We start from the raw sequence: 20,050 nt of genomic DNA, 5'->3' as shown, positions 1-20,050 counted from the left end.
GTCAGCGGCCGTAGCGCTGCATCATGCTCTCGGCCGCGCTGACCCAAGCCTGGATGGGGTTCGTGGTCGGCGTCGGCGTGGCCGAGGTCGGCAGGTCGACCCGGGCCTCGGCCTCGTCGTCCGGCACCGGCTTCTTCGGCTGCGGTTTCGCCTGCGCCTGCACCTGCTGCTTCGGCACGGGCTTCGCGGGCACCGGCACGAACACCGTCTTCGGCGCCGGCGTGACGACGACGGGCGCCTGCGGGGCGGGCGGCTCCGGCGCGGGCGCCGCGGCGACGGCCGGGCGCGTGTCCAGCGAGGCCGCGTCACCGTCCGGCGACGGGCTGAACATGCTGCCGGTGAACAGGCCGCCGCCCAGCCACCCGGCCGCGACGAGCAGCACGGCGGCCCCGCCGCCGAGCCAGGTGCGGGCCCGCCGCCGGATCACCACCGACTTCGGGCGCAGGTCCTGGTCGCACACCGGCGGCCGGGTGTAGATCGGTTCGGCGGCCAGGGTTTCGTCGTCGGTGCGGCGGCGCCGGGGCAGGCTCGCCGCGACGATGCCCGTGCGGTCCAGCAGTTCGACCGCGGTGCGGTCGCTGGACGAACGGGTCGCACTGCGCGGTGCGGTGCGAAGCATCGGGGACCTCCGGGACGGGGCTCACGGACCTCACGCATTCTGGACCATTTCGGACGGTCCTGTCCGAAACGCAACTCCATTGAGTGAAGCCTCAGTCGTCCATCTGCTTGAGCCCGAGCCGTGCGAGCACCGCCAGCGGACGCTGGTAGGCCGAACCGAGCACGCGCGGAATGGCGTCGATGACGTAGGCGTCCGGTCCGATCAGGATCCGCGCCGACTTCCGCTCGATCCCGCGCAGGATCGTCTGCGCCGCCTTCTCCGGTGTGGTGCGGGCGATCCGCTCGAAACCCTGCGCGGCCTTCTCCTGGTCTTCGGCGCCGCTGCGCGAGTTGCGCACGATGTTGGTCTTGATCCCGCCGGGGTGCACGCAGCTCACCGCGACCGGGTGCCGCGCGATCAGCATTTCTTCGCGCAGCGCTTCGGTGAATCCGCGCACCGCGAACTTCGCCGCGTTGTACGCGCTCTGCGTCGGCACGCCGACGAAACCGAACACGCTGGAAATGTTGACGACGTGCCCCTCGCCGGAAGCGATCAGGTGCGGCAGGAACGCTTTCGTGCCGTTCACGACGCCGCCGAGGTTGATGCCCATCAGCCAGTCGTAGTCCTCGAACGTCATCTCCTCGACGGTCGCGCCGAGCGCCACGCCCGCGTTGTTCACGACGACGTTCACGCGGCCGTACTCGTCGGCCACCTCGTCGGCGTGCGCGAGCACGGCGGCGCGGTCGGCAACGTCCAAGGTGTACGCGCGGGCGTTGCCGCCGGCCAGCTCGGCCGTCTCTTCCGCGTTCGCGGTCACGACGTCGGAGAGCGCGACCCGGGCGCCTCGCCGGGCGAACTCACAGGCCAGCGCGCGGCCGATGCCCGAGCCCGCTCCGGTGATCACCACGACCTTGTCCGCGAACCGCTTCATCGGCCCTCCCGCCCGTCCGGTGTTACTCCCGAGTAGGGGATGTTAGCGGCTGTGAGCTTGCTGTGGGTGTGCTGATTGTGTCCGTCCGTCGTCCTATGGTGATGTGGTCTACCGCACCGGGACGAGGAGGCGATGTACTTGCGGCGGCCGGCCGTTCTGCTCACCCTCGCCGCGATCGTCCTGCTCGGCGTGACCTACGTCGTGGTCGTGAAAACCATCCAGCAGCCCGCGCAGGCGACGACGCCGGAGACCGCCACGGTCGAAGCCACCCCGGCGCGTGACCTGCCCGCGGTGTCGAGCCCGGCGGTCGGCGCGCTGTTCGTCGAAGGGGCGCACTACTGCACGGCCAGCGTCGTGCACAGCGACCAGGGTGACGTGCTGCTGACCGCGGCCCACTGCATCCACGACGGCGAAGGCGGCGGCTACATCGCCGGCATCACCTTCGCGCCCGCCTACCACGACGGGATCGCGCCCTTCGGCTACTGGACGGTGTCGGACGAGCGCGTCGCGCCCGGCTGGAGCACGTCTTCGGACCCGGATCTCGACGTCGGCTTCGCCACCGCGCACCAGGTGGGCACCACGAAGACGCTGGAGAGCCTGGTCGGCGCGAACCTGCTGGCCACCGGCACCGCGTTCGAGCAGCCGATCACGCTCACCGGCTACCCGGACGACTCCGAGGTCCCCGCGGTCTGCCAGAACACCACCAGCAGGCAGGACACCTACCAGCTGCGGGTGGACTGCACGGGCTTCCCGACCGGCACGAGCGGCGGCCCGTGGGTCACCCAGCAGAACCCGAAGACCCGGCTCGGCACGGTCATCGGCGTCATCGGCGGCTTCGAGTACGGCGGCGACGACCCCGACACGTCGTACTCGAGCTACTTCGACACGGACGTCCTCGCGCTCTACCGGCAGACGACCGCCCGCACCTGAGACGGCATGATGCGGGGCATGAACGAGCCCGTCGACGTACCGATCACCGGAGAGCCGATCCGGCTCGGCCAGTTCCTCAAGCTGGCCGGCCTGGCCGAAGACGGCTCCCACGCCAAGGACCTGCTCGACGCCGAAGAGGTCACGGTCAACGGCGAGGTCGAGACCCGCCGCGGCCGCCAGCTGACCGACGGCGACGTCGTGGCGGTGGGCCCCGACCGCGGCAAGGTCGTCCTGGTGCACTAACCGGCGCTGGTCAGCGGCGGCAGGCCGAGCGACGCCGCGAGGGCGTCCAGCTCGCGGCGCACCGGCCCGGCGAGGGGCACGCCGAGGGCCCGGCACTGCTCGAGGTGCTGGGCCTCGCGCCAGCCCGGGTAGCGGATCGGCGCGCCGCCGTCCCAGCCGAGCATGCTGCCGAACAGCGCGCTCGCGGCCCGGTAGAAGCCGTCGGGGCTGCGCAGCGTCGTCGGCGCGATCGCCAGCACCAGCAGGCCGGTGTCGTGCTCGTGGTCGGCGACGCCGGACAGCACCCCGGCGAGCACGTCGACCAGCAGCGTCAGCCCGGCGGCGTCCGAGCCGGGACGGTCCATGTCGAACACGAACTCCGGGTACGGGCCGCCGGGCGCCGCCATGCCCAGCGGGTTCATCGGCTGGCCGGGCTCGCCACCGGCGGCGAGCACCAGCCCGATCATCGCGTGCGGCAGGGCCCGGGCGGCGTGGTGCCCGGCGCGCCCGAACGGCCCGATCCCCCGCATCGAGACGAGCCCGACGCCGAACCGGCCGGCCCGCGTCACCGCCCGGTCCATCGCGTCGCCGACGGCCCACAGACCGGGCGCGCGGCGGTAGTCGATCAGCGCCGCGGCCCCGCGGTCGGCGATCATCAGCGGCTCGGCGTGCGGCACGACGAGCCCGTTCTTCAGCAGCGGCAGGTGCACGCGGGTCAGGTCGGCGACGCCGGTCTCGGGCGAGCCGGTGAGATCGCCGTGGCAGAGCGCTTCGGCCGCGATGCGGGCACGCACTTCGGGGAGGCCGTGGGCGGCGAAGACGTGTGCCACGAGGGTGACCAGTTCGTCGGCCCGCACACGCGGCCACGCCTGTTCCGGGATCGGGGTTTCCGGGACTTCTTCTTCGAAGATGCCGGGTTCGGGGCGGGTGGAGCGGAAGGGACGCGGTCTGAGAGGCACTTCCCCGACATTGCCCAGCGCTGGTCCAGGCGTCAACGACGTCGGCCCGGGCCTACCCGACCGTGTGATCGAGGGGTCCGAAGCGACGTACCCTGAGCGGCATGTGCCGAAACATCACCACCCTGCGGGGACTTCAGCCGGCCGCGACGGGTGAGGAGATCGAGGCCGCGGCGCGGCAGTACGTCCGCAAGGTGACGGGCGTGCAGTCGCTGTCGGACGCCACGCGCGAGCCCTTCGAAGCCGCGGTCGCCGAGATCACGGAGATCACCACCCGGCTGCTGGAGCAGCTGCCCGAGCGCCGCCAGCCCCCGGCGACCGTGCCGCCGCTGCGGCGCCCCGAGGTGCGGGCGCGGATCGCCGCCAAGGCCCTGCGCCAGCCCTGACGCACCGCCTGGGCGGAGCGGAGCCTCCCGGCGGCCCGGAATTGTCGGACCTGCTCGCTAGGCTGCCCACATGGGTGGACAAGCTTTGGTTCTGGGTGGCGGCGGAGTCGCCGGGGTCGCGTGGACGACGGGCCTGCTGGCCGGATTGGCCGAGCACGGTCAGGACTTGACGGGCGCGGACCTGCTCGTCGGGACGTCGGCGGGGTCGGTCGTGGCCGCGCAGGTGACGAGCGGCCGTCCGCTGGCGGAGCTTTACGCGCGCCAGGCCGACCCGGCGCACCAGACGGCGGAGATCCCGGCGGAAATCGACTTCGAGAAGTTCGCCGCCGAGTTCGGCGGGGCGGTCGCCGGCGCGACCGACCCGGCCGAGGTGCGGCGCGCGGTCGGGAAGCTGGCCCTGGCCGCGGAAACGGTGCCCGAAGCGGACCGCCGCGCGGTCGTCGCCGCGCGCCTGCCGGTGCACGAGTGGCCGGCGCAGCGCCTGGTGATCGTGGCGGTCGACGCGGAGACCGGCGAACCCCGCCGCTTCGACCGCGAGTCCGGAGTGTCGCTGGTGGACGCGGTGGCGGCGAGCTGCGCGGTCCCGGGCGTCTGGCCGCCGGTGACGATCGAGGGCCGCCCGTACGTCGACGGCGGCGTCCGCTCGGCCGAGAACGCCGACTACGCGAGCGGCTGCACCCGCGTGACGGTGGTTTCGCCGCTGGGCGTGGACGCCCCGCTGCCGATGGAGAAGCCGCTGCTGGAGGTGCTGGACGACCTGCGCGCGGCAGGCGCGGAGGTCGCGCTGATCACCCCGGACGAGGCGTCGCAGGCGGCGATCGGCGAGAACCCGCTGGACCCGGCGACACGCACACCGGCCGCGGAGGCGGGTCGCGCCCAGGGCGCGGCCCTCACGCTGACCTGGACCTGAGCGGCGCGGCCGGCGAGAAGGCGGTCTCCGGCGGGGCCCAGGTCGTCCCGGAGTGCGTCGGCTACCCTCGTGGGCAGGGGTAGCGTGTCCGAGCGGCCGAAGGAACATGTCTTGAAAACATGCGAGGGGGCAACCTCTCCGTGGGTTCGAATCCCACCGCTACCGCCACGCAGCTGACGTCCGGGCTCCCGGTCAGGACACCCTGACCGGAAGCTCGGCCGGACGTCGCTAGCTCAGCACGGCGACGATCCGGGTGCCAGCCGCGAACTCCCCCGCCTCGATGCGGACGAACAGGCCGTAGAGCATCTTGGCCTCGTACACCCAGTCGAGCGTGATCCCGTGGCGAGCGCCGAAGCCGGCGATGAAGGCGTCCAGTTCCGGTTTTCGCTTGGCGTAGCCGCCGAAGGCGAAGTCGTAGTCGATCGTCCAGTTCGCCGTCGCCGCCCCGAACGCCTCGCGCTGCAGCCGCCGCACCTCGTCGTCCAGGAACCGGCCGCCCTTGAGCACCGCGAAGCCGAGGGCCCGCTGTCCGGCGCCCAGGCCGGCCGCGATCCCGGCCAGCGTGCCGCCCGTGCCGCAGGCGCACGCGATGACGTCGAACTCCGTCGTGATCTCGGCGGGCAGCTCGGCGCAGCCCCGCACCGCCAGGCCGTTGGAGCCGCCCTCGGGCAGGACGTAGCAGGCGCCGAACCGCTCCGCCAGCCGCGCGAGCACGTCCGGCTCGGTCTTGCGGCGGTAGGTGGCGCGGTCGAGGTAGGTCAGCACCATGCCGCGGCCGGCCGCGTAGGCGAGCGAGTCGTTGAGCGGCCGGTGCTCCTCGCCGCGGATCACCCCGACGGTCTCGAAGCCCAAGTGGTGCCCGGCAGCGGCGGTGGCGCGGATGTGGTTTGAGTACGCCCCGCCGAACGTCAGGAGCCGGCCGAAGCCCTGCTCCCGGGCCGCATCGAGGTTGTGGCGCAGTTTGCGCCACTTGTTCCCCGGCACCTCGGGATGGATGAGGTCGTCCCGCTTGAGCAGCAGCCGCACGCCGTACGGCGCCAGCCGCTCGTCCGGCAGCCCGGCCAGCGGCGACGGCAGCCGCACGCGACCGGCCAGACCACCCTCGGCGGCGTTCACGCAGGTCAGCTTTCGCTCTCCAGCAGGTGCGCTTGCACGCGCTCGAACGCCGCGGCGATCGTCGCCTGCTCCTCGGGGCTCAGCAGGTCGATGAGGTGCTCGCGGACGCCTTCCACGTGCGTCGGCGCGGCCTTCTCCAGCAGCGCCAGACCCTCGTCGGTCGCCTCCGTGACCACGCCGCGCTTGTCCTCCGGGTCACGCGCCCGCCGGACCAGGCCCGCCGCTTCCAACTTGGCCACTTGGTGCGAAAGCTTGCTCTTCGTCGACCCCATGTACATCGCCAGCTCGGTCATCCGCATCCGGTGGCCGGGCTGGGACTGCAGGCAGACGAGCACCTCGTAGTCGGTCAGGGACACGTCGTGGCACTCGGACAGCTCGCGGTGCAGCCGCTGCCGCAGCAGGAGGGTCGCCACGATGTAGGAGCGCCACGCCGCCATCTCGGCTTCGTCCAACCAACGCACAGGCCGCTCCTTGCTCATAAGACAGCCTAGAACGCTGATCAACGGATCGCGCGATCCGAGTCCGATTCGGCTGCCGGTGAAAATGCCGTCGCAACATCGCCCGAAGGTGGGGTTACGAAAAGGTTGAGACTCGGCGGGGAAAGGCGCATTCTGCTTGTCGGCGGAGGTCGGTCAGGGTAAGCGGCGCGGCGACGGCGACGTGCCGGCCCGGCTCCCCGTCAGGAGAGGTCAGGTGGTTGCGTGGCGGGTGATTCTCGCGGTTGACCGCCAGCTGCGTCCCCGCGATCGGAACGGACATCTACCGGGTTGGTCGCGATTGTGAACAGCTACTGAGCGGGCTTCCATGCGTTCACGCATACGGCGTCGGTCGGGCCTGGATCTCGTCACGGCCTCGGAAGCTGTGACGACAGCGCCTGAACGCCGGCCCCGGAAGCGGCCGACCGCTCGACAGAAGACATACCTCGGTACCAGCCTGGGTGCGCCCGTCAGCGCGACGGACGCACCCAGGCTCGTTACGATTCCCCAGTGAGATTCGACGACGACGCCGGCCTGGACGCCTCCGAAGTCCAGGACCTGCGCGGAAGCGGTGGAGGCGGCGGCGGTATCGGCGGCCGCGTGGCGCTCGGCGGCGGTGGACTCGGCGTCGTCGGGCTGATCATCTACTTCGTGCTTTCCCAGCTCGGCGGGGTCAGCACGGGCGGCAGCGGCCTGAGCGGCGGGCTCGGCAGCGTCGGGTCCGGCCAGCAGGTCGACAACACCAAGCTCGCCAGCGAGTGCAAGACCGGCGCGGACGCCAACAAGAACCACGACTGCGCGATCGTCGCGATCGTCAACTCCGTCCAGGACTACTGGGCGCAGCAGTTCGCGCGGTCCGGCTCGACGTACCAGAAGGCGCCGACGAGGTTCTTCAACGGCGGCGTGCGCACCGGCTGCGGCAGCGCCACCTCGGACACCGGGCCGTTCTACTGCCCGGCCGACTCCGACGTCTACATCGACCTGTCGTTCTTCGACGAGCTGAAGACCCGCTTCGGCGCGCAGGGCGGCCTCTTCACCGAGGCGTACGTGCTCGCCCACGAGTACGGGCACCACGTGCAGAACCTGCTCGGCACGTCGAAGAAGGGCACCGGCACCGGCCCGACGTCCGGTTCGGTGCGCCTGGAACTGCAGGCCGACTGCTACGCGGGGGTGTGGGCCAACCACGCCTCGACGACGCCGACCGAGAGCGGCAAGCCGCTGATGACCGACGTCACCCAGGACGACGTCAACTCCGCGCTGGACACCGCGTCCCGCATCGGCGACGACTACATCCAGGAGAACCTCGGCGGCGGCCAGGTCGACCGCTCGAAGTTCACCCACGGCACGTCCGCGCAGCGCAAGAAGTGGTTCACCACCGGCTTCCAGACCGGCGAACCGGCTCGCTGCGACACCTTCGGCACCAACAACCTGGGCTAGCCAAGACACGACGAAGGGGCCGCCCCGCTACCGGGACGGCCCCTTCGGTCTGTCGTCAGGCAGTCAGTGCGTGCGGGTCGCCCGCCACGGCGCGGGCGGAGAAGTTCCGCTGCGCCTTGCGTTCGGCGGCCTTCTGCTTGGCCACCTTCGCCTTGCCCGGCTGGACGCCGTTGACGCTCTCGGTGCTCGTCGCGTAGACGCCGAGGGCCCAGGCGACACCGTCGGCGTTGCGGTCCAGCGCGACGCGGTCGATGTTGCCGAGGTTGTCGCAGGCCTGGTGGTAGCACGGGTCGAACGCGATGCCGGCCGTGCCGCCCCACTTCGCCGCCTGCGCCGGGGTCTTCAGCACCTCGGCGCCGGTGTCCAGGCCGCCGGCCGGGATGCCGACGGCGATGAATTCGCCGTAGTCCGAACGGCCGGTGAAGTCGGTGCCCTCCAGGGACACGCCCCGCGCGGCCTGCATGAAGTCGACGAAGGTCTTCTCGATCTGCGCCGAGCCGTACGGGCCGGCGCCCGCGCCGACGCCGTCGGAGTTGTCGCCGTCGTAGGCGAAGTAGCCGGCGTTCGGCGAGCCGATCATGTCGAAGTTCAGGTACAGCGCGATGTCGAGCTGCTGCTCGAAGCTCAGCGAGTCGACGTAGTAGGTGGAGCCGATCAGGCCGAACTCCTCCGCGCTCCAGAAGCCGAAGCGCACGGCGTTGTTGACCTTCGGGCTGCTTCCCAGCTGCAGCGCGGTCTCGAGCAGGGTCGCCGAGCCGGTGCCGTTGTCGTTGATGCCCGGCCCCGCCGGGACGCTGTCGAGGTGCGAACCGAGCATCACGACGTTGTCCTTGCGCCCGGTCTTGGTCTCGGCGATGACGTTGTAGCTGGTCCGCGCCTCCTGGAAGGCCCGCAGCTCCAGCGTCACGTTCTGGCCGCCGAGCGTGGCCAGCTGCGCCCCCGCGGCCGCCGTCACGCCGCCGGTCGGGATCTTCGCGTTCTCGGGGCCACCGAGCGTCCCGTTGAGGGCGCCGTCGGTGTTGTTGTAGACGATCGCGCCGATCGCGCCCGCCGCCGCGGCGGTCTGCTGCTTCTGCGCGAACGAGCAGCCGCCGCGCTTGATCAGCGCGATCTTGCCCGCGACGTCCGCGGTGTAGTCGGTGGCCTCGCAGCCGCTGGTGTCGTCGACGGCGACCACGGCGAGCGGCGCGGTGATGCCGCCGACCGGCGTCGACGTCGTGTACTCCATGGCGATGACCGGGACGCTCGCGCCGCCCGCGGTCAGCTTCTCGGCCAGGGTCTGCGAGTAGGTGAACGGGAACTCCTGGCGGGTCACCTGGTAGCCGGCCGCTTCGAGCTTGGTCGCGATGTACTCCGCGGACTTCTTGTGCCCTTCGGTGCTCGCCGCCCGGGTGCCGCCGTTCGTGTCGGCGATGCGCTGGAGGGCGATCAGGTGCCGGTTGACGCCGTTGACGTCGACCTTCTTGACGAGCTGCTTGGCCAGGGCGGGGCCGTCGGGGACTGTGTTCGCGGCGGCGGCCGGGGTCAGGCCGAGCACCAGCGTCGCGCCGGCGGCCAGGGCCATCGGCGGCAGAATTTTCGCTCTAAAGAGTGACATGGTTGCTCACCTTTGTTCGATTTGAGAAGTCCGTCAATGCGCCTTTCGGCGGGACCTTTCGCCGCGGTATACAGTCGACACATGTACGCGATCACCATCCGTGAACCAGGTGACCCGGACGTTCTCGAGTGGGCGGAGGTCGCGGATCCGCGGCCCGGCCCCGGCGAAGTGCTGCTGGAGGTGGCGGCCAGCGCGGTGAACCGCGCGGATCTGCTGCAGCGGCAGGGCCACTACCCACCGCCGCCGGGTGCGAGCGAAACCCTCGGCCTCGAATGTTCCGGCACGATCGCGGAACTCGGCGAAGGCGTCGAAGGCTGGAACGTCGGCGACGAGGTCTGCGCGTTGCTCTCGGGCGGCGGCTACGCGGAGAAGGCCGTCGTCCCGGCGGGCCAGCTGCTGCCGGTGCCGGGCGAGATCGACCTGCTCACCGCGGCCGCGCTGCCCGAGGTGGCCTGCACGGTGTGGGCGAACGTCGTGATGCATGCCAACCTCACCGAGGGCGAGGTGCTGCTGGTCCACGGCGGCGCCGGCGGCATCGGCACGCACGCCATCCAGGTCGGCAAGGCGCTCGGCGCCACCGTCGCCGTCACCGCGGGCTCGCCGGACCGGCTCGAAAGCTGCCGCCAGCTCGGCGCCGACATCACGATCAACTACAAGGACAAGGACTTCGTCGAGGTGCTCCGCGAGGAGACCGGCGGCGCGGACGTCATCCTCGACAACATGGGCGCGTCCTACCTGGGCCGCAACGTCGACGCGCTGAAGCAGGACGGCCGGCTCGTGATCATCGGCATGCAGGGCGGGGTCAAGGGCGAGCTGAACGTCGGCGCGCTGCTCGGCAAGCGTGCTTCGGTGTTCGCCGCGGGCCTGCGGTTCCGCCCCCTCGAGCAGAAGGCGGCGATTGTCGCCGACGTCCGCGAGCGCCTGTGGCCGCTGGTGTCCGACGGTCTCGTGAAGCCGATCGTCGGCCAGGTCGTGCCGATGGCCGAAGCCTCGACCGCGCACCGGATCCTGGAAGAGGGCAGCGTGTTCGGCAAGGTCCTGCTGGCCGCGAAGTCTTAACGCAGTTCGTCGAGGACCCGCACGAGCTGGTTGATCTCGAAGACGTTGGAGTAGTGGGCGAGCCCGATCCGCACGGCGCCGCCCACTTCTCCGACGCCGAGTGACGCGAAGACGCCGCTCGTGCCGTCGTCAGCGAAGGCGCACAAGCCCTGTTTCGCCAGGTATTCGGCGACCTCGGGCGCTTTCTTGCCGGCGACGGCGAAGGCGAGCGCGGGGATCCGGCGCATGGCGTTGCCGATGACCATGATGTGCCGCAGCGACAGCAGGTCCGTCGACAGCTGCGCGAGCAGCCCGGCGTGGTAGGACTTCGCCGACCCGAGCGAGGTGACCAGCCGCTCGCGCCGCGACCCGGCGGCGGCGTCGTCGAGGCCGGCGAGGTAGTCGATGGACGCGATGAGGCCGGCCAGCAGCGGGTAGGCGTGCGGGCCGAGTTCCAGGCGGGCGGCGCCGCGGGCCATCGGGTCGAGCGACGCCGGCGGGATCCGTTCGATCAGCTCGGGGTCGCGGAAGACGAGCGCGCCGACGGACGGCCCGCCCCACGCCTGCGCGGACACGACCATGACGTCGGCGCCGAGTGCGTTGATGTCGAGCGGCAGGAACGGCGCGGCGTAGGTGGCGTCGACGACGACGAGCGCACCGACCCGCTTGGCGAACTCGATGATGGTCGGCACGTCCGGCCGCGTCCCGACGGAACCGGACGCGAGCGTGACGGCGACGGCCTTGGTGCGCGCGGACACGAGCTGCTCGTACTGCCACGCGGGCAGCTCGCAGGTCTCGATGTCGATCTCGCCCCAGCGCACGACGGCGCCGACGCGCTTGGCGGCGCGCTGCCAGGGCGCGAGGTTCGCCTGCTCGTCGAGCCGGGACACGACGAGTTCGTCGCCGATGGTCCAGCGCTCGGCGAGCGCGTCGACGAGCCGGCGCAGCATGACGGGCGCGCTCGGCCCGAGCACGACGGCAGCCGGGTCGGCCCCGACCAGGTCGGCCACGGCCCGGCGGGCCGCGGTAACGATGCTTTCCGCGCGTTGTGAGGCCGGAAACGCTCCGCCCGGCCCGGACACCGGGGCACGCATCGCCGTGGAAACGGCCGAAGCGACCTGTTCCGGTACCAGCATTCCGGCGGCGCCGTCGAAGTGAATCCAGCCGTCACCCAGCGCGGGAAAGAGCCCACGGATACGAGCGACGTCGAACGCCATGGGGACACCGTACGGACGTGCGGTTTCGCCGTGCGTCCGGGGTTGGGTGGAGAGCCACCGGGAACCCGGTTAGCGGCTACGCTCGGAGACGGACACCCCCTGGGTGTCGCGGAGCGTGTCGAAGGCAAGCCAGGATGGAGCACATGACCGAGCCGAACTTCACAGCGGGTGACCCGGGCCAGGATTCTTCACCCCACGTGGTGGTCGTCGGACCGGACGGCACACCGGTGGGAGCCACCCAGCTGCCCCCCTCCGACGGCGACCACCCCGAGTCGGTGGGCGACCTCGTCGAAGAGCCGGCGAAGGTGATGCGCATCGGCACGATGATCAAGCAGCTCCTGGAGGAGGTCCGCGCGGCCCCGCTGGACGACGCATCGCGCACGCGGGTGCGCGAGATCCACCAGACGTCGATCCGCGAGCTGGAGAAGGCGCTGGCACCGGAGCTGCAGGACGAGCTGGAGCGGCTGGTCCGCCCGTTCACGGACGACTCGACGCCCTCGGACGCGGAGCTGCGGATCGCCCAGGCCCAGCTGGTGGGCTGGCTGGAGGGGCTGTTCAGCGGAATCCAGACGGCACTGTTCGCCCAGCAGATGGCGGCCCGCGTCCAGCTGGAACAGATGCGGCGTGGGTTGCCGGCTGGTCCTTCCGGGAGTGTTGGCGGAGTTGGGCCGGGGCACGAGCACGGGCCGGGGATTTCGGGGACCGGGCAGTACCTCTGAGGTGTTGGTCACGGGGTTGTCCACAGACCGAGGGGGATGTGGACAACCGCTGTGGATAACTCTCGTTGGGCCGGGTTTTGTCCGGGGTGGCGATAGGCTGGACTTGGGGACGCCCCCCAGAGAGGGCGGGGGCCGCTATTGGGCGGTCTCAGGCCACCGGCAAAGTCTGTTGTGCAGCTCGGCGCCGAATTTGACGGGAGAAGCTGCCAAAGAGCAGCCTCCTGCCTGCCGAGTGCGGCCTGGTCCTTGGCGGACCGTGATCCGGCCGCTCAACAGCGGATACGCGACTTTGCCGGAACGCTGCGAGAGAGGGCGCGGAAGTTCCGCGACGTCGCGCGCAGCGGCGGGGCCTGCCGAAATGCCATCACGGTTTCTCGGCCGGCGGGGCGGCTCCGGATGGGTAGCCGGTGCGGGAGCGGGAAGTCTCGTGCGGCCGAATCGAGTCGCCGATCGCCCGAGAGCCACACCGCAAACCAGTTAGCCAGCGGAACCTGTCGACCGCACTCCATCACCAGTTGCCACCGATCGGCGCCGTCGCAAGTGCCCAGGTCGCCAGCGAGCGGAATCGTCGGCAGCCCGCTCAGCGCAATGAGCGGAAGAACGCCCGGATGTCGCCGATCAGTGCGTCCGGTTCCTCCAGGCCCGGGAAGTGCCCTCCGCGCGGGAACTCCGTCCAGTGCAGGATGCGGTCCGTTCGCTCCGCCAGCGTCCGGACCGGGTAGCCGATGTCGTCCGGGAACACCGCCACCCCCGTCGGGACCGTGTTCTCCGCGACCGGGCCTCCCCAGCCGCCCGCTGCGTACAGGCGGGATGCGGAATTGGCCGTCTCCGTGAACCAGTAGATCGATACGTCGGCCAGCAGGTCGTCGCGGTCGATCAGGTCCTCTGTCGTGTTCGAAAACTCCCGGAACTTCTCCGCTATCCAGGCCAGCTGGCCCGCCGGGGAGTCGTGCAGGCCGTACGCCAGCGTCTGGGGCTTCGTCGCCTGGAGCATCGCGTACGCCGTTCCCTCGCGGGAAAACTTCGTCCCCTTCGCCAGCGAACGTTGTCCCTTCTCCAGCTCCGGTCCCTCGATGCCTTCGAGGTCGGCTTCGGTGCGGACGACCGCCGACGGCAGCATCGTCACGTGGATGCCCAGCAGCCGCTCCGGGAACTGGGTGGCCAGCGAACGGGAGATCGTTGCGCCCCAGTCGCTTCCGTGGGCGCCGAAGCGGGAGTAACCGAGGCGGGTCATCAGCTCCGCGAACGCCCGGGCGATCCGCGCCGGGTCCCAGTCCGGCGTCGGTGTCGGGCCCGAGAAGCCGTAGCCCGGGATCGACGGCGCCACCACCGTCAAGGCGTCCGCCGGGTCGCCGCCGTACGCGCGCGGGTCCGTAAGGGGCCCGATGACGTCCAGGAACTCCACGATCGAGCCCGGCCAGCCGTGTGTCAGCAGCACCGCGGGCGCCGCCGGCTCCGGTGAGACCACGTGCAGGAAGTGCACCTTCGTGCCGTCGATCATCGTCGTGGCCTGCGGGAATCCGTTGATCCGCTGTTCTTGCGCCCGCCAGTCGAAGCTCGTGCGCCAGTATTCGGCCAGCTCGCGCACGTAGTCCACCGGCGCCCCGAGCCGCCAGCCCGTGTCCGCCGGCTGGTCCGGCCAGCGGGTGTTCGCCAGGCGGGCACGGAGGTCGTCGAGGCGGGACTGCGGGACGTCGACGCGGAACGGCGTCAGCTCGTGAGTCATGCCGCGACCCTAGGAACGATCGCGGACAGCTCCGGTCCTCAACGCCTCGGGCAGATCGTCAGCTCGCCCGCCGGCATCGCGTGGTCGCAGTCGAACCGGCTCCGCACACCCGCCGCGACGTCCGGTGGCAGCCGGTCCACCGCCAGCCAGGACGGCTGGACCACCAGGTACTTCGCGTCCGTTCGCTCGAGGCAGTCGAGGTTCTCCCGGTAGCTCACGAGCCCGCGCACCGCCGGGATGTACGTTCCGCGCTGCACGAACACCGGCGCCGGGTAGCGGCAGGCCGCCGGGTTGCCGAAGAAGTACGCCATGTCGCCGAACGCCAGGTAGACCACCGGGGTGTCCGCGCCGATCTGCGCGCGGACCGGCGCGAACAGGCGCTCGTCGGCCTGGGCTGCCGCGACGCGCTCGGAGTTCGTGTAGTCGGCGTGGATCGCATCGAACGAATACGGCGCGCTCGGCCACACCGGCACCGCGAACACCGCCAGCGCGCTGCACAGCGCCAGCACCGGCCACGTCCGGCCGCGATCCTTGAGGGCGAACAGCACGCCCACCACGACCAGCACCACCAGCGCCGCGTACACCGGCGTCCCGTGCGCCTGGCGCCACTCGGTCGACGCCGAAGCAACGATCGGCAGCCCGACGCCGAGGGCGATCGCCGGCAGCACCAGCGCCTTGGGCGGCCCGCCGTGCGCGGCCGACCAGCGCGCCAGCGCGAGTCCGCCGAGGGCGGCGGCGAACGGCACCAGCGCCGCGAGGTGGTACTGGAACCACTGCCCCTGCAGCACCACGGCCGCCAGCACGACGACGACCGCGGCCGCGGGCAGCAGGACCCACGCCAGGCGCGCACGCCGTCCCACAGCGAGCCGCGCCAGCACGGCGACGCTCACCGCGAGCAGGGCCACCATCGGGACGGCCAGCGCCTCGTTCAGCACGGTCGAGACGAGCGCCCGCGCGTCGCTCGACGCCAAGCCGCGGCCGAGGGGGCTGGCGCCGTTGAGCGTGGACAGCTCCCCGAACCACCGCCACTCCCGCGGCTCGATCAGGACCGTCAGCCCGAACAGGCCCAGGCAGATCGGCGCGCCGAGCAGGCCGGTGAGCAGCGCGCGGCGCCGGTCGACCACCGCGATCACGCCGAGCGCGACCACCGCGGTCGGCGCCGTCGTGTACTTGACCAGCACGGCCAGGGCCAGCAGCACGCCACCGAGCAGGGCGGCCGGCACCGGCCGCCGGATCCGGAACGCCGCACCGACGGCTCCCGCCGCGAAGACCGCGGCCAGCCACTCCGGCTGCAGGAAGTCCCAGTTCGGGGCCAGGGCCAGGGCCACACCCGTGGCCGCCGCGACGGCGGTCGCCTCCGGGGCCGGGCGGTAGCGCTGCAGGCCCGCGCGCAGCAGGAGCGACACCAGCAGCACGGCGACCAGCGCCAGCACCCGCACGACGGCTTCGCGGGCCGGGACCGGCAGCCCGCTCCCGGCGTCACCGAGGGCCAGCACCAGCCGGTACGCCATCGGGCGGTGCACGAAGACTTCGGACGGCGACAGCCCCGCGCGCCCGGCCGTGTGCAGCGTGCCGAGGACGAACCGGACGTCGTGGTTGAGCCCGGTCCAGGCGACCGTCAGCGCCAGCGGGACCAGGACCGGCACCGTCAGCCACGCCGGACAGGGCCGCCGGGAGGCGGCGGGCGGCGCGGCAGCGGCAGTGGTCAGCCGGTCACCTCACGCCTGGCCGCGAAGTCCTCCTCCAGGCGGGCCAGCCGCTCTTCGTACTTGGAGATCGCGGCGAGGCGCGCGCGGATGCGGGCGTGCTCGGCGCGGACCTCCTCGGCCTCGTCCGGCGCGTACTCGAGGCGCTCGGCCATCCGGGCCACCGAGCCCGGGCGTTCGAAGGCCGCGATGCGCGCTTCCAGCGCCGCGAGGTGCGGCGCCAGCCGGCGCTGCTCGTCGTAGAGCCACTTCACGTGGCCGTCGAGCTCCTTGGTGGCGTGTTCGACGTCCCGGCGGAGCGCGGCGATGTCCGAGTGCAGCGCGTCGAGTTCGGGCCGGATGCGGTCCAGCGCGATGTTCTCGATCCGCGGCCGCAGCTTCGCGACCACCGGCCGCCCCGCCACGCGGGCGAGCTCTTTCGCCCGCGAAACCACCCCGTGAATGTCACTCACTGTATGATCTCGATTCTTCCGGAGTCACGCCATGTGCTCAGCAGCCGGGATTCCGCGTGCAGCCGGTGTTCCGCCGTCACCCCGACCTTGCTGCCCCAGGCGTGCTCGAAGTCGGTCTGGTCGGGTCGTTCGATGATCGACACCCCGGTCAGGCGCACCCGCGCTTCGGGGAAGAGCTCCTGGCACATGTACGTCACCAGGGTGCCGGTGGTGGCCCAGACGTGTTCGTCCGCCGAAAGCCCCAGCAGCCGCGACAGCGGCAGCACGAACCGCCGGTTCGGGATCGGCACGAACCCGAGGTCCGCCGGCCACCAGTCGGGCAGCGTCTCGGGTTCCCAGAACAGCCGGCCCGGCTCGGCGAGCAGGTACAGGCGCGAGGTGTAGTCGGCGAAGGTGTACGGCGAGACGACGACACCGCGGTGCACCACCACGATGTCGGTGCGGTGCCCGTAGGCCGGCTCGGCGTCCGGCTCGTCCAGCGCGAACGTCGTCATCCGGATGACGAGGTCGCTGCCGTCGATCAGCGCGGCGCGCCCGGCGTCGGGGGCCATCGGCGCGTTGCCGACCACCGCGATCGTCTCCACGCGCTGTCCGCGGGCGTAGGCGAGCAGGAGGTCACGGAACATGCGGGCACAGTCGTCGAGCTGCTCGGAAGCTTCGTCCGCGAACTGAGTCCGATTCATCGCTCCCCCATGGCATCGGTGACCGGGGCCGCCGTCGGGCGGCAGCCGAGCAGACGGACAATAGCCGACAGACCACCGTCGATACCCGGAAGGGGTCCCCTGTGACCGCGCTGGCCATCGTCCCGGCGAGGGGCGGCTCCGTGGGGCTGCCGGGCAAGAACCTGGCGCCCTTCCGCGGCCGCCCGCTGGTCGCGCACACCGTGTACACCGCCGTTTCCGCCGGCATCGCCGACGTCGTCGTCACCACCGACGACGCCGCCATCGCCGCCGCGGCCGAGGCGGAGGGCGCCCGGACCGTCCACCGGCCCGCCCACCTCGCGGAGGCGACGAGCCGGACCCTGCCCGCGGTCACCCACGCCATCGACGCGCTCGGTGTCCCGGATTCCACGCTCGTCCTCCTGCTCCAGCCCACTTCGCCGCTGCGGACGGCCGAAGACATCGCCGAGTGCCTCGACATCCACGCGGACCGGCCCACCGGCTCGGTCGTGCAGATGTGCCGGACGGCCGAGCACCACCCGCTGAAGGTGTGCCTGCAGACGCCGGACGGCGGGATCGCCCCGGTCCGGGACTGGGCCGACCTGGAAGCCCCGCGGCAGACCCTGCCCGTCGTGCTGCGCCCCACCGGCGGCATCTACCTCGTCCGCGCCGGCGACCTCCGCCGGCACGAGCGGTTCTTCATCCCCGAGGTGCGGCCCCAGTTCGTGCCGGCCGAGCGCGCGATCGACATCGACTCCGCGGCGGACCTCGTCCTGGCCGAGCAGCACGCCGCCGGCTAACGGTCCACGAAGGCCTTGTACAGCGAAGGCCGCCAAATCTCCTCGCCCTCGAGCAGGTCGATGATCCGGCGGTGCGCACCCGGCTCGCCGAACTCGGTGTGCGGCTCGCACCGGCCCATCGCGCGGGCCTTGCCGATCCCGGCCGTGACGGCTTCGGCGGTCGGGTCGACCGCCAGCACGCTGGGCGCCATCGCCCGGTTGCGCTGCCGGGTGCCGACGGTCACCGACGGCGTGCCCAGCACGGGCGCCTCCCGGACGCCGGCGCTCGAGTTGCCCAGCACGACGGCCGCGTTCTTCATCAAGGTGACGAAGTACTCGAACCGCATCGAGGGCAGGCGGACGAACCGCGGGCCTTCGAGCCGGTCGAGTTCGCTCCTGATCTCGCGGCAGCCTTCGTCGTTGTTCGGGTCGATGACGACCCAGTTGCCTTCGGTCAGCACTGCGTCGACCACGGCGGCCGCGTTGCGCCGGTTCTGGTCGCGCTCGGTCGTCACCGGGTGCAGCGCGAGCAGGCCGTAATCGGTGAACGGGATCTCGTAGTGACGCCGGACCTCGTCGAGGTCGGGCAGCCGCGCTGAGGTCAGGACGTCGACCTCGGGGCTGCCGACGACGAAGATCCGGTCCTCCTCCTCGCCGAGCTGCAGCAGCCGGCGCCGGGCCGTCTCGTTGGCGACCAGGTGGACGTGGGCGTGCTTCGACAGCGAGTGCCGGATGACGTCGTCGATCGTGCCGCTGACCTCGCCGCCTTCGATGTGCACGACCCGCACGTTCGCCAGCGAGCCGACGATCGCGCCGGCGAGCGCCTCGACGCGGTCGCCGTGCACGACGATCGCCGCGGGCTGCTCCTCGTGCACCAGCCGGGCCAGCGCCTGGACGGTGTTGGCCAGCACGAGCGCCATCGGCTCGTCCTCGATCTGGTTCGGGATCAGGTGCAGCCGCTCCAGCCCGGCCAGCTCGATCTCGCGCACGGTGTAGCCGTAGCTGCGCAGCATGTGCATGCCGGTGACGACGATGCGGGCGGAGAGCACCGAGCTCCGCTGCACGGCCAGCATGACGTCCCGCAGCTTCCCGAAGTCGGCGCGGGTCCCGGTGAGGAACAGGACCTCACGCCGCCCGGTCTCAGCCAAGGTCCGCCCAGCTCACCTGCGTGTTCGCCGGCAGCGCCCGCGTGACGGCCCGGCCGAGGAGGCTCTCGTAGTCCTTGGCCTTGATCTCGCCGGTCCCCGGGCGCTTGACCCAGATGTTGTCCGCGCTCAGCGTCTCGCCCGCGGCGACGTCCTTGGTGGTGACGACGCAGGCGTACGCGAAGTCGATCGTCGGCTGCTCTTCGGCCAGGATCTGCTTCGACCCGCCACGGGCAGCGTGGATCAGCCGCGAACCCTCGACGAGCTGCTTGAACTCCGCGGGCGTCGAGGAGACCGGGATGTCCGGCCCCGGCCAGCTCATGTCGGACGTGAAGTGCCGCTCGAGCACCGAAGCGCCGAGCGCGACCGCGCCCAGGCACGGGTAGATCGTCACCGTGTGGTCGGAAAGCCCGAGTTCCGCGTCCGGGAACGCCTCGTGCAGCTCGGCGAGCGCGCCGAGGCGCACCTGCTCCGGCGGCGTCGGGTACAGCGACGTGCAGTGCAGCAGCGCGAAGCCGACGCCCGCCGCCCGCAGGATCTCGACGGCCGGGGTGATGGACGCGATGTCGTTCATCCCGGTCGAGAGGATGACCGGCTTGCCGAACGAAGCGACGTGGCGGATCAGCGGGTAGTTGTTGCACTCCCCCGAGCCGATCTTGAAGCCCTCGACCCCCAGCTCGGCCAGCCGGTCGGCGGCCGCGCGCGAGAAGGGCGTCGACAGGAAGACGAGCCCGCGCTCCTCGGCGTGCGCCTTGATCTCGCGCTCGTCCTCGGCGGTGAGCGCGACGCGGTTCATCATGTCCCAGATCGGCTCGTCGGCGTTGCCGGGCACGACGTCGTTCGGGATCATCTCGTCGTCGACCACGTGGGTCTGGATCTTGACGACCTGGACGCCGGCGTCCGCGGCGTCGTCGACCATCTTGTGCGCCTTCTTGGGATCACCCTCGTGGTTGATCCCGATCTCGGCGATCACGAGAGGGGGGTGGTCGGCACCGACCGGGTGCTCGCCGAGCATGAACATGGAGACCTCCGGGTCGCTGCGGGGCTGCG

At 71.5% G+C, this 20,050-nt stretch carries 21 protein-coding genes and 1 tRNA gene; 9 read left to right on the top strand and 13 right to left on the bottom strand.

Annotated elements, in window-relative coordinates:
* Position 1: 1 nt before the first annotated feature.
* Together AB0M93_RS29820 and AB0M93_RS29815 are read right to left on the bottom strand one after the other, a co-directional pair.
* Positions 2-619 (bottom strand): hypothetical protein, encoded by a 618-nt coding sequence (locus tag AB0M93_RS29820; RefSeq protein ID WP_364279075.1) that lies wholly within the window; start codon positions 617-619, stop codon positions 2-4.
* Positions 620-710: 91 nt separating this feature from the next.
* On the bottom strand, positions 711-1,529 hold the full coding sequence (locus tag AB0M93_RS29815) for an SDR family NAD(P)-dependent oxidoreductase (protein ID WP_364279072.1): 819 nt from the start codon (positions 1,527-1,529) through the stop codon (positions 711-713).
* 132 nt (positions 1,530-1,661) lie between these two features.
* Between AB0M93_RS29815 and AB0M93_RS29810 the strand changes: the two genes are divergently transcribed.
* Both AB0M93_RS29810 and AB0M93_RS29805 read left to right on the top strand, forming a co-directional pair.
* Complete coding sequence (locus AB0M93_RS29810; protein ID WP_364279069.1) at positions 1,662-2,459, top strand: trypsin-like peptidase domain-containing protein; 798 nt, start codon at positions 1,662-1,664, stop codon at positions 2,457-2,459.
* A gap of 18 nt (positions 2,460-2,477) precedes the next feature.
* Entirely contained in the window at positions 2,478-2,702 is a 225-nt protein-coding gene (locus AB0M93_RS29805; RefSeq protein ID WP_364279066.1) for an RNA-binding S4 domain-containing protein, read from the top strand.
* On the opposite strand, the gene AB0M93_RS29800 is transcribed toward AB0M93_RS29805, so the two are convergent.
* Positions 2,699-3,640, bottom strand: a complete 942-nt coding sequence (locus tag AB0M93_RS29800) for an Ldh family oxidoreductase (RefSeq protein ID WP_364279064.1) — start codon at positions 3,638-3,640, stop codon at positions 2,699-2,701. The two genes, AB0M93_RS29805 and AB0M93_RS29800, sit on opposite strands and share 4 nt — an antisense overlap.
* A gap of 101 nt (positions 3,641-3,741) precedes the next feature.
* On the opposite strand from AB0M93_RS29800, the gene AB0M93_RS29795 reads away from it, so the two are divergent.
* The 3 genes from AB0M93_RS29795 (at position 3,742) to AB0M93_RS29785 (ending at position 5,101) form a co-directional block, all read left to right on the top strand.
* Positions 3,742-4,023 (top strand): DUF2277 domain-containing protein, encoded by a 282-nt coding sequence (locus tag AB0M93_RS29795; RefSeq protein ID WP_364279061.1) that lies wholly within the window; start codon positions 3,742-3,744, stop codon positions 4,021-4,023.
* A gap of 70 nt (positions 4,024-4,093) precedes the next feature.
* Positions 4,094-4,933, top strand: coding sequence for a patatin-like phospholipase family protein (locus AB0M93_RS29790; protein WP_364279058.1), 840 nt, complete (start codon positions 4,094-4,096; stop codon positions 4,931-4,933).
* Positions 4,934-5,011: 78 nt separating this feature from the next.
* Positions 5,012-5,101, top strand: a tRNA-Ser gene (locus AB0M93_RS29785).
* Positions 5,102-5,161: 60 nt separating this feature from the next.
* Here the strand turns inward: AB0M93_RS29785 and AB0M93_RS29780 are convergent.
* Together AB0M93_RS29780 and AB0M93_RS29775 are read right to left on the bottom strand one after the other, a co-directional pair.
* Positions 5,162-6,049: a pyridoxal-phosphate dependent enzyme gene (locus AB0M93_RS29780; protein WP_364279055.1), complete on the bottom strand. Its 888-nt coding sequence runs from the start codon at positions 6,047-6,049 to the stop codon at positions 5,162-5,164.
* A gap of 5 nt (positions 6,050-6,054) precedes the next feature.
* Positions 6,055-6,528, bottom strand: coding sequence for a MarR family transcriptional regulator (locus AB0M93_RS29775; RefSeq protein WP_364279052.1), 474 nt, complete (start codon positions 6,526-6,528; stop codon positions 6,055-6,057).
* Positions 6,529-7,035: 507 nt separating this feature from the next.
* On the opposite strand from AB0M93_RS29775, the gene AB0M93_RS29770 reads away from it, so the two are divergent.
* Positions 7,036-7,962 (top strand): neutral zinc metallopeptidase, encoded by a 927-nt coding sequence (locus AB0M93_RS29770; protein WP_364279049.1) that lies wholly within the window; start codon positions 7,036-7,038, stop codon positions 7,960-7,962.
* Positions 7,963-8,017: 55 nt separating this feature from the next.
* On the opposite strand, the gene AB0M93_RS29765 is transcribed toward AB0M93_RS29770, so the two are convergent.
* Positions 8,018-9,559, bottom strand: coding sequence for a M28 family metallopeptidase (locus AB0M93_RS29765; RefSeq protein ID WP_364279046.1), 1,542 nt, complete (start codon positions 9,557-9,559; stop codon positions 8,018-8,020).
* Between the two features lie 81 nt (positions 9,560-9,640).
* On the opposite strand from AB0M93_RS29765, the gene AB0M93_RS29760 reads away from it, so the two are divergent.
* The gene (locus AB0M93_RS29760) at positions 9,641-10,618 is read left to right on the top strand and encodes an NAD(P)H-quinone oxidoreductase (RefSeq protein WP_364279043.1); all 978 of its coding nucleotides are present in this window, start codon (positions 9,641-9,643) and stop codon (positions 10,616-10,618) included.
* On the opposite strand, the gene AB0M93_RS29755 is transcribed toward AB0M93_RS29760, so the two are convergent.
* Entirely contained in the window at positions 10,615-11,814 is a 1,200-nt protein-coding gene (locus tag AB0M93_RS29755) for a cysteine desulfurase-like protein (RefSeq protein WP_364279040.1), read from the bottom strand. The two genes, AB0M93_RS29760 and AB0M93_RS29755, sit on opposite strands and share 4 nt — an antisense overlap.
* Positions 11,815-11,948: 134 nt before the next feature.
* Here AB0M93_RS29755 and AB0M93_RS29750 point away from each other — a divergent pair, with 134 nt between their 5' ends.
* On the top strand, positions 11,949-12,533 hold the full coding sequence (locus AB0M93_RS29750; RefSeq protein WP_364279037.1) for a bacterial proteasome activator family protein: 585 nt from the start codon (positions 11,949-11,951) through the stop codon (positions 12,531-12,533).
* A gap of 580 nt (positions 12,534-13,113) precedes the next feature.
* On the opposite strand, the gene AB0M93_RS29745 is transcribed toward AB0M93_RS29750, so the two are convergent.
* From AB0M93_RS29745 to AB0M93_RS29730, 4 genes are read right to left on the bottom strand one after another with little or no spacing between them, the layout of a single operon-like run.
* Positions 13,114-14,259 carry an epoxide hydrolase family protein gene (locus AB0M93_RS29745; RefSeq protein WP_364279035.1) on the bottom strand — a complete coding sequence of 382 codons (1,146 nt, stop codon included), beginning with the start codon at positions 14,257-14,259 and terminating at the stop codon, positions 13,114-13,116.
* A 38-nt stretch (positions 14,260-14,297) separates the two neighbouring features.
* Entirely contained in the window at positions 14,298-15,905 is a 1,608-nt protein-coding gene (locus AB0M93_RS29740) for a hypothetical protein (RefSeq protein ID WP_364279032.1), read from the bottom strand.
* Between the two features lie 59 nt (positions 15,906-15,964).
* Positions 15,965-16,417 carry a hypothetical protein gene (locus AB0M93_RS29735; protein ID WP_004560754.1) on the bottom strand — a complete coding sequence of 151 codons (453 nt, stop codon included), beginning with the start codon at positions 16,415-16,417 and terminating at the stop codon, positions 15,965-15,967.
* Positions 16,414-17,100: a hypothetical protein gene (locus AB0M93_RS29730; RefSeq protein ID WP_364279029.1), complete on the bottom strand. Its 687-nt coding sequence runs from the start codon at positions 17,098-17,100 to the stop codon at positions 16,414-16,416. Before AB0M93_RS29730 ends, AB0M93_RS29735 begins: the two co-directional genes overlap by 4 nt.
* 101 nt (positions 17,101-17,201) lie before the next feature.
* Here AB0M93_RS29730 and AB0M93_RS29725 point away from each other — a divergent pair, with 101 nt between their 5' ends.
* Positions 17,202-17,876, top strand: coding sequence for an acylneuraminate cytidylyltransferase family protein (locus AB0M93_RS29725; protein WP_364279027.1), 675 nt, complete (start codon positions 17,202-17,204; stop codon positions 17,874-17,876).
* Here the strand turns inward: AB0M93_RS29725 and neuC are convergent.
* Together neuC and AB0M93_RS29715 are read right to left on the bottom strand one after the other, a co-directional pair.
* Positions 17,873-19,003 (bottom strand): UDP-N-acetylglucosamine 2-epimerase, encoded by a 1,131-nt coding sequence (gene neuC / locus AB0M93_RS29720; RefSeq protein WP_364279024.1) that lies wholly within the window; start codon positions 19,001-19,003, stop codon positions 17,873-17,875. The two genes, AB0M93_RS29725 and neuC, sit on opposite strands and share 4 nt — an antisense overlap.
* Positions 18,996-20,021, bottom strand: coding sequence for an N-acetylneuraminate synthase family protein (locus AB0M93_RS29715; RefSeq protein WP_364279022.1), 1,026 nt, complete (start codon positions 20,019-20,021; stop codon positions 18,996-18,998). The genes neuC and AB0M93_RS29715 overlap by 8 nt, the downstream gene beginning before the upstream one ends.
* Between the last annotated feature and the right edge of the window lie 29 nt (positions 20,022-20,050).

It is taken from the genome of Amycolatopsis sp. NPDC051102 (genome assembly GCF_040682815.1).
Taxonomy (GTDB): domain Bacteria; phylum Actinomycetota; class Actinomycetes; order Mycobacteriales; family Pseudonocardiaceae; genus Amycolatopsis.
The sequence above is the reverse complement of the archived record's forward strand: the minus strand, read 5'-3'. Positions and strand labels throughout refer to the sequence as shown.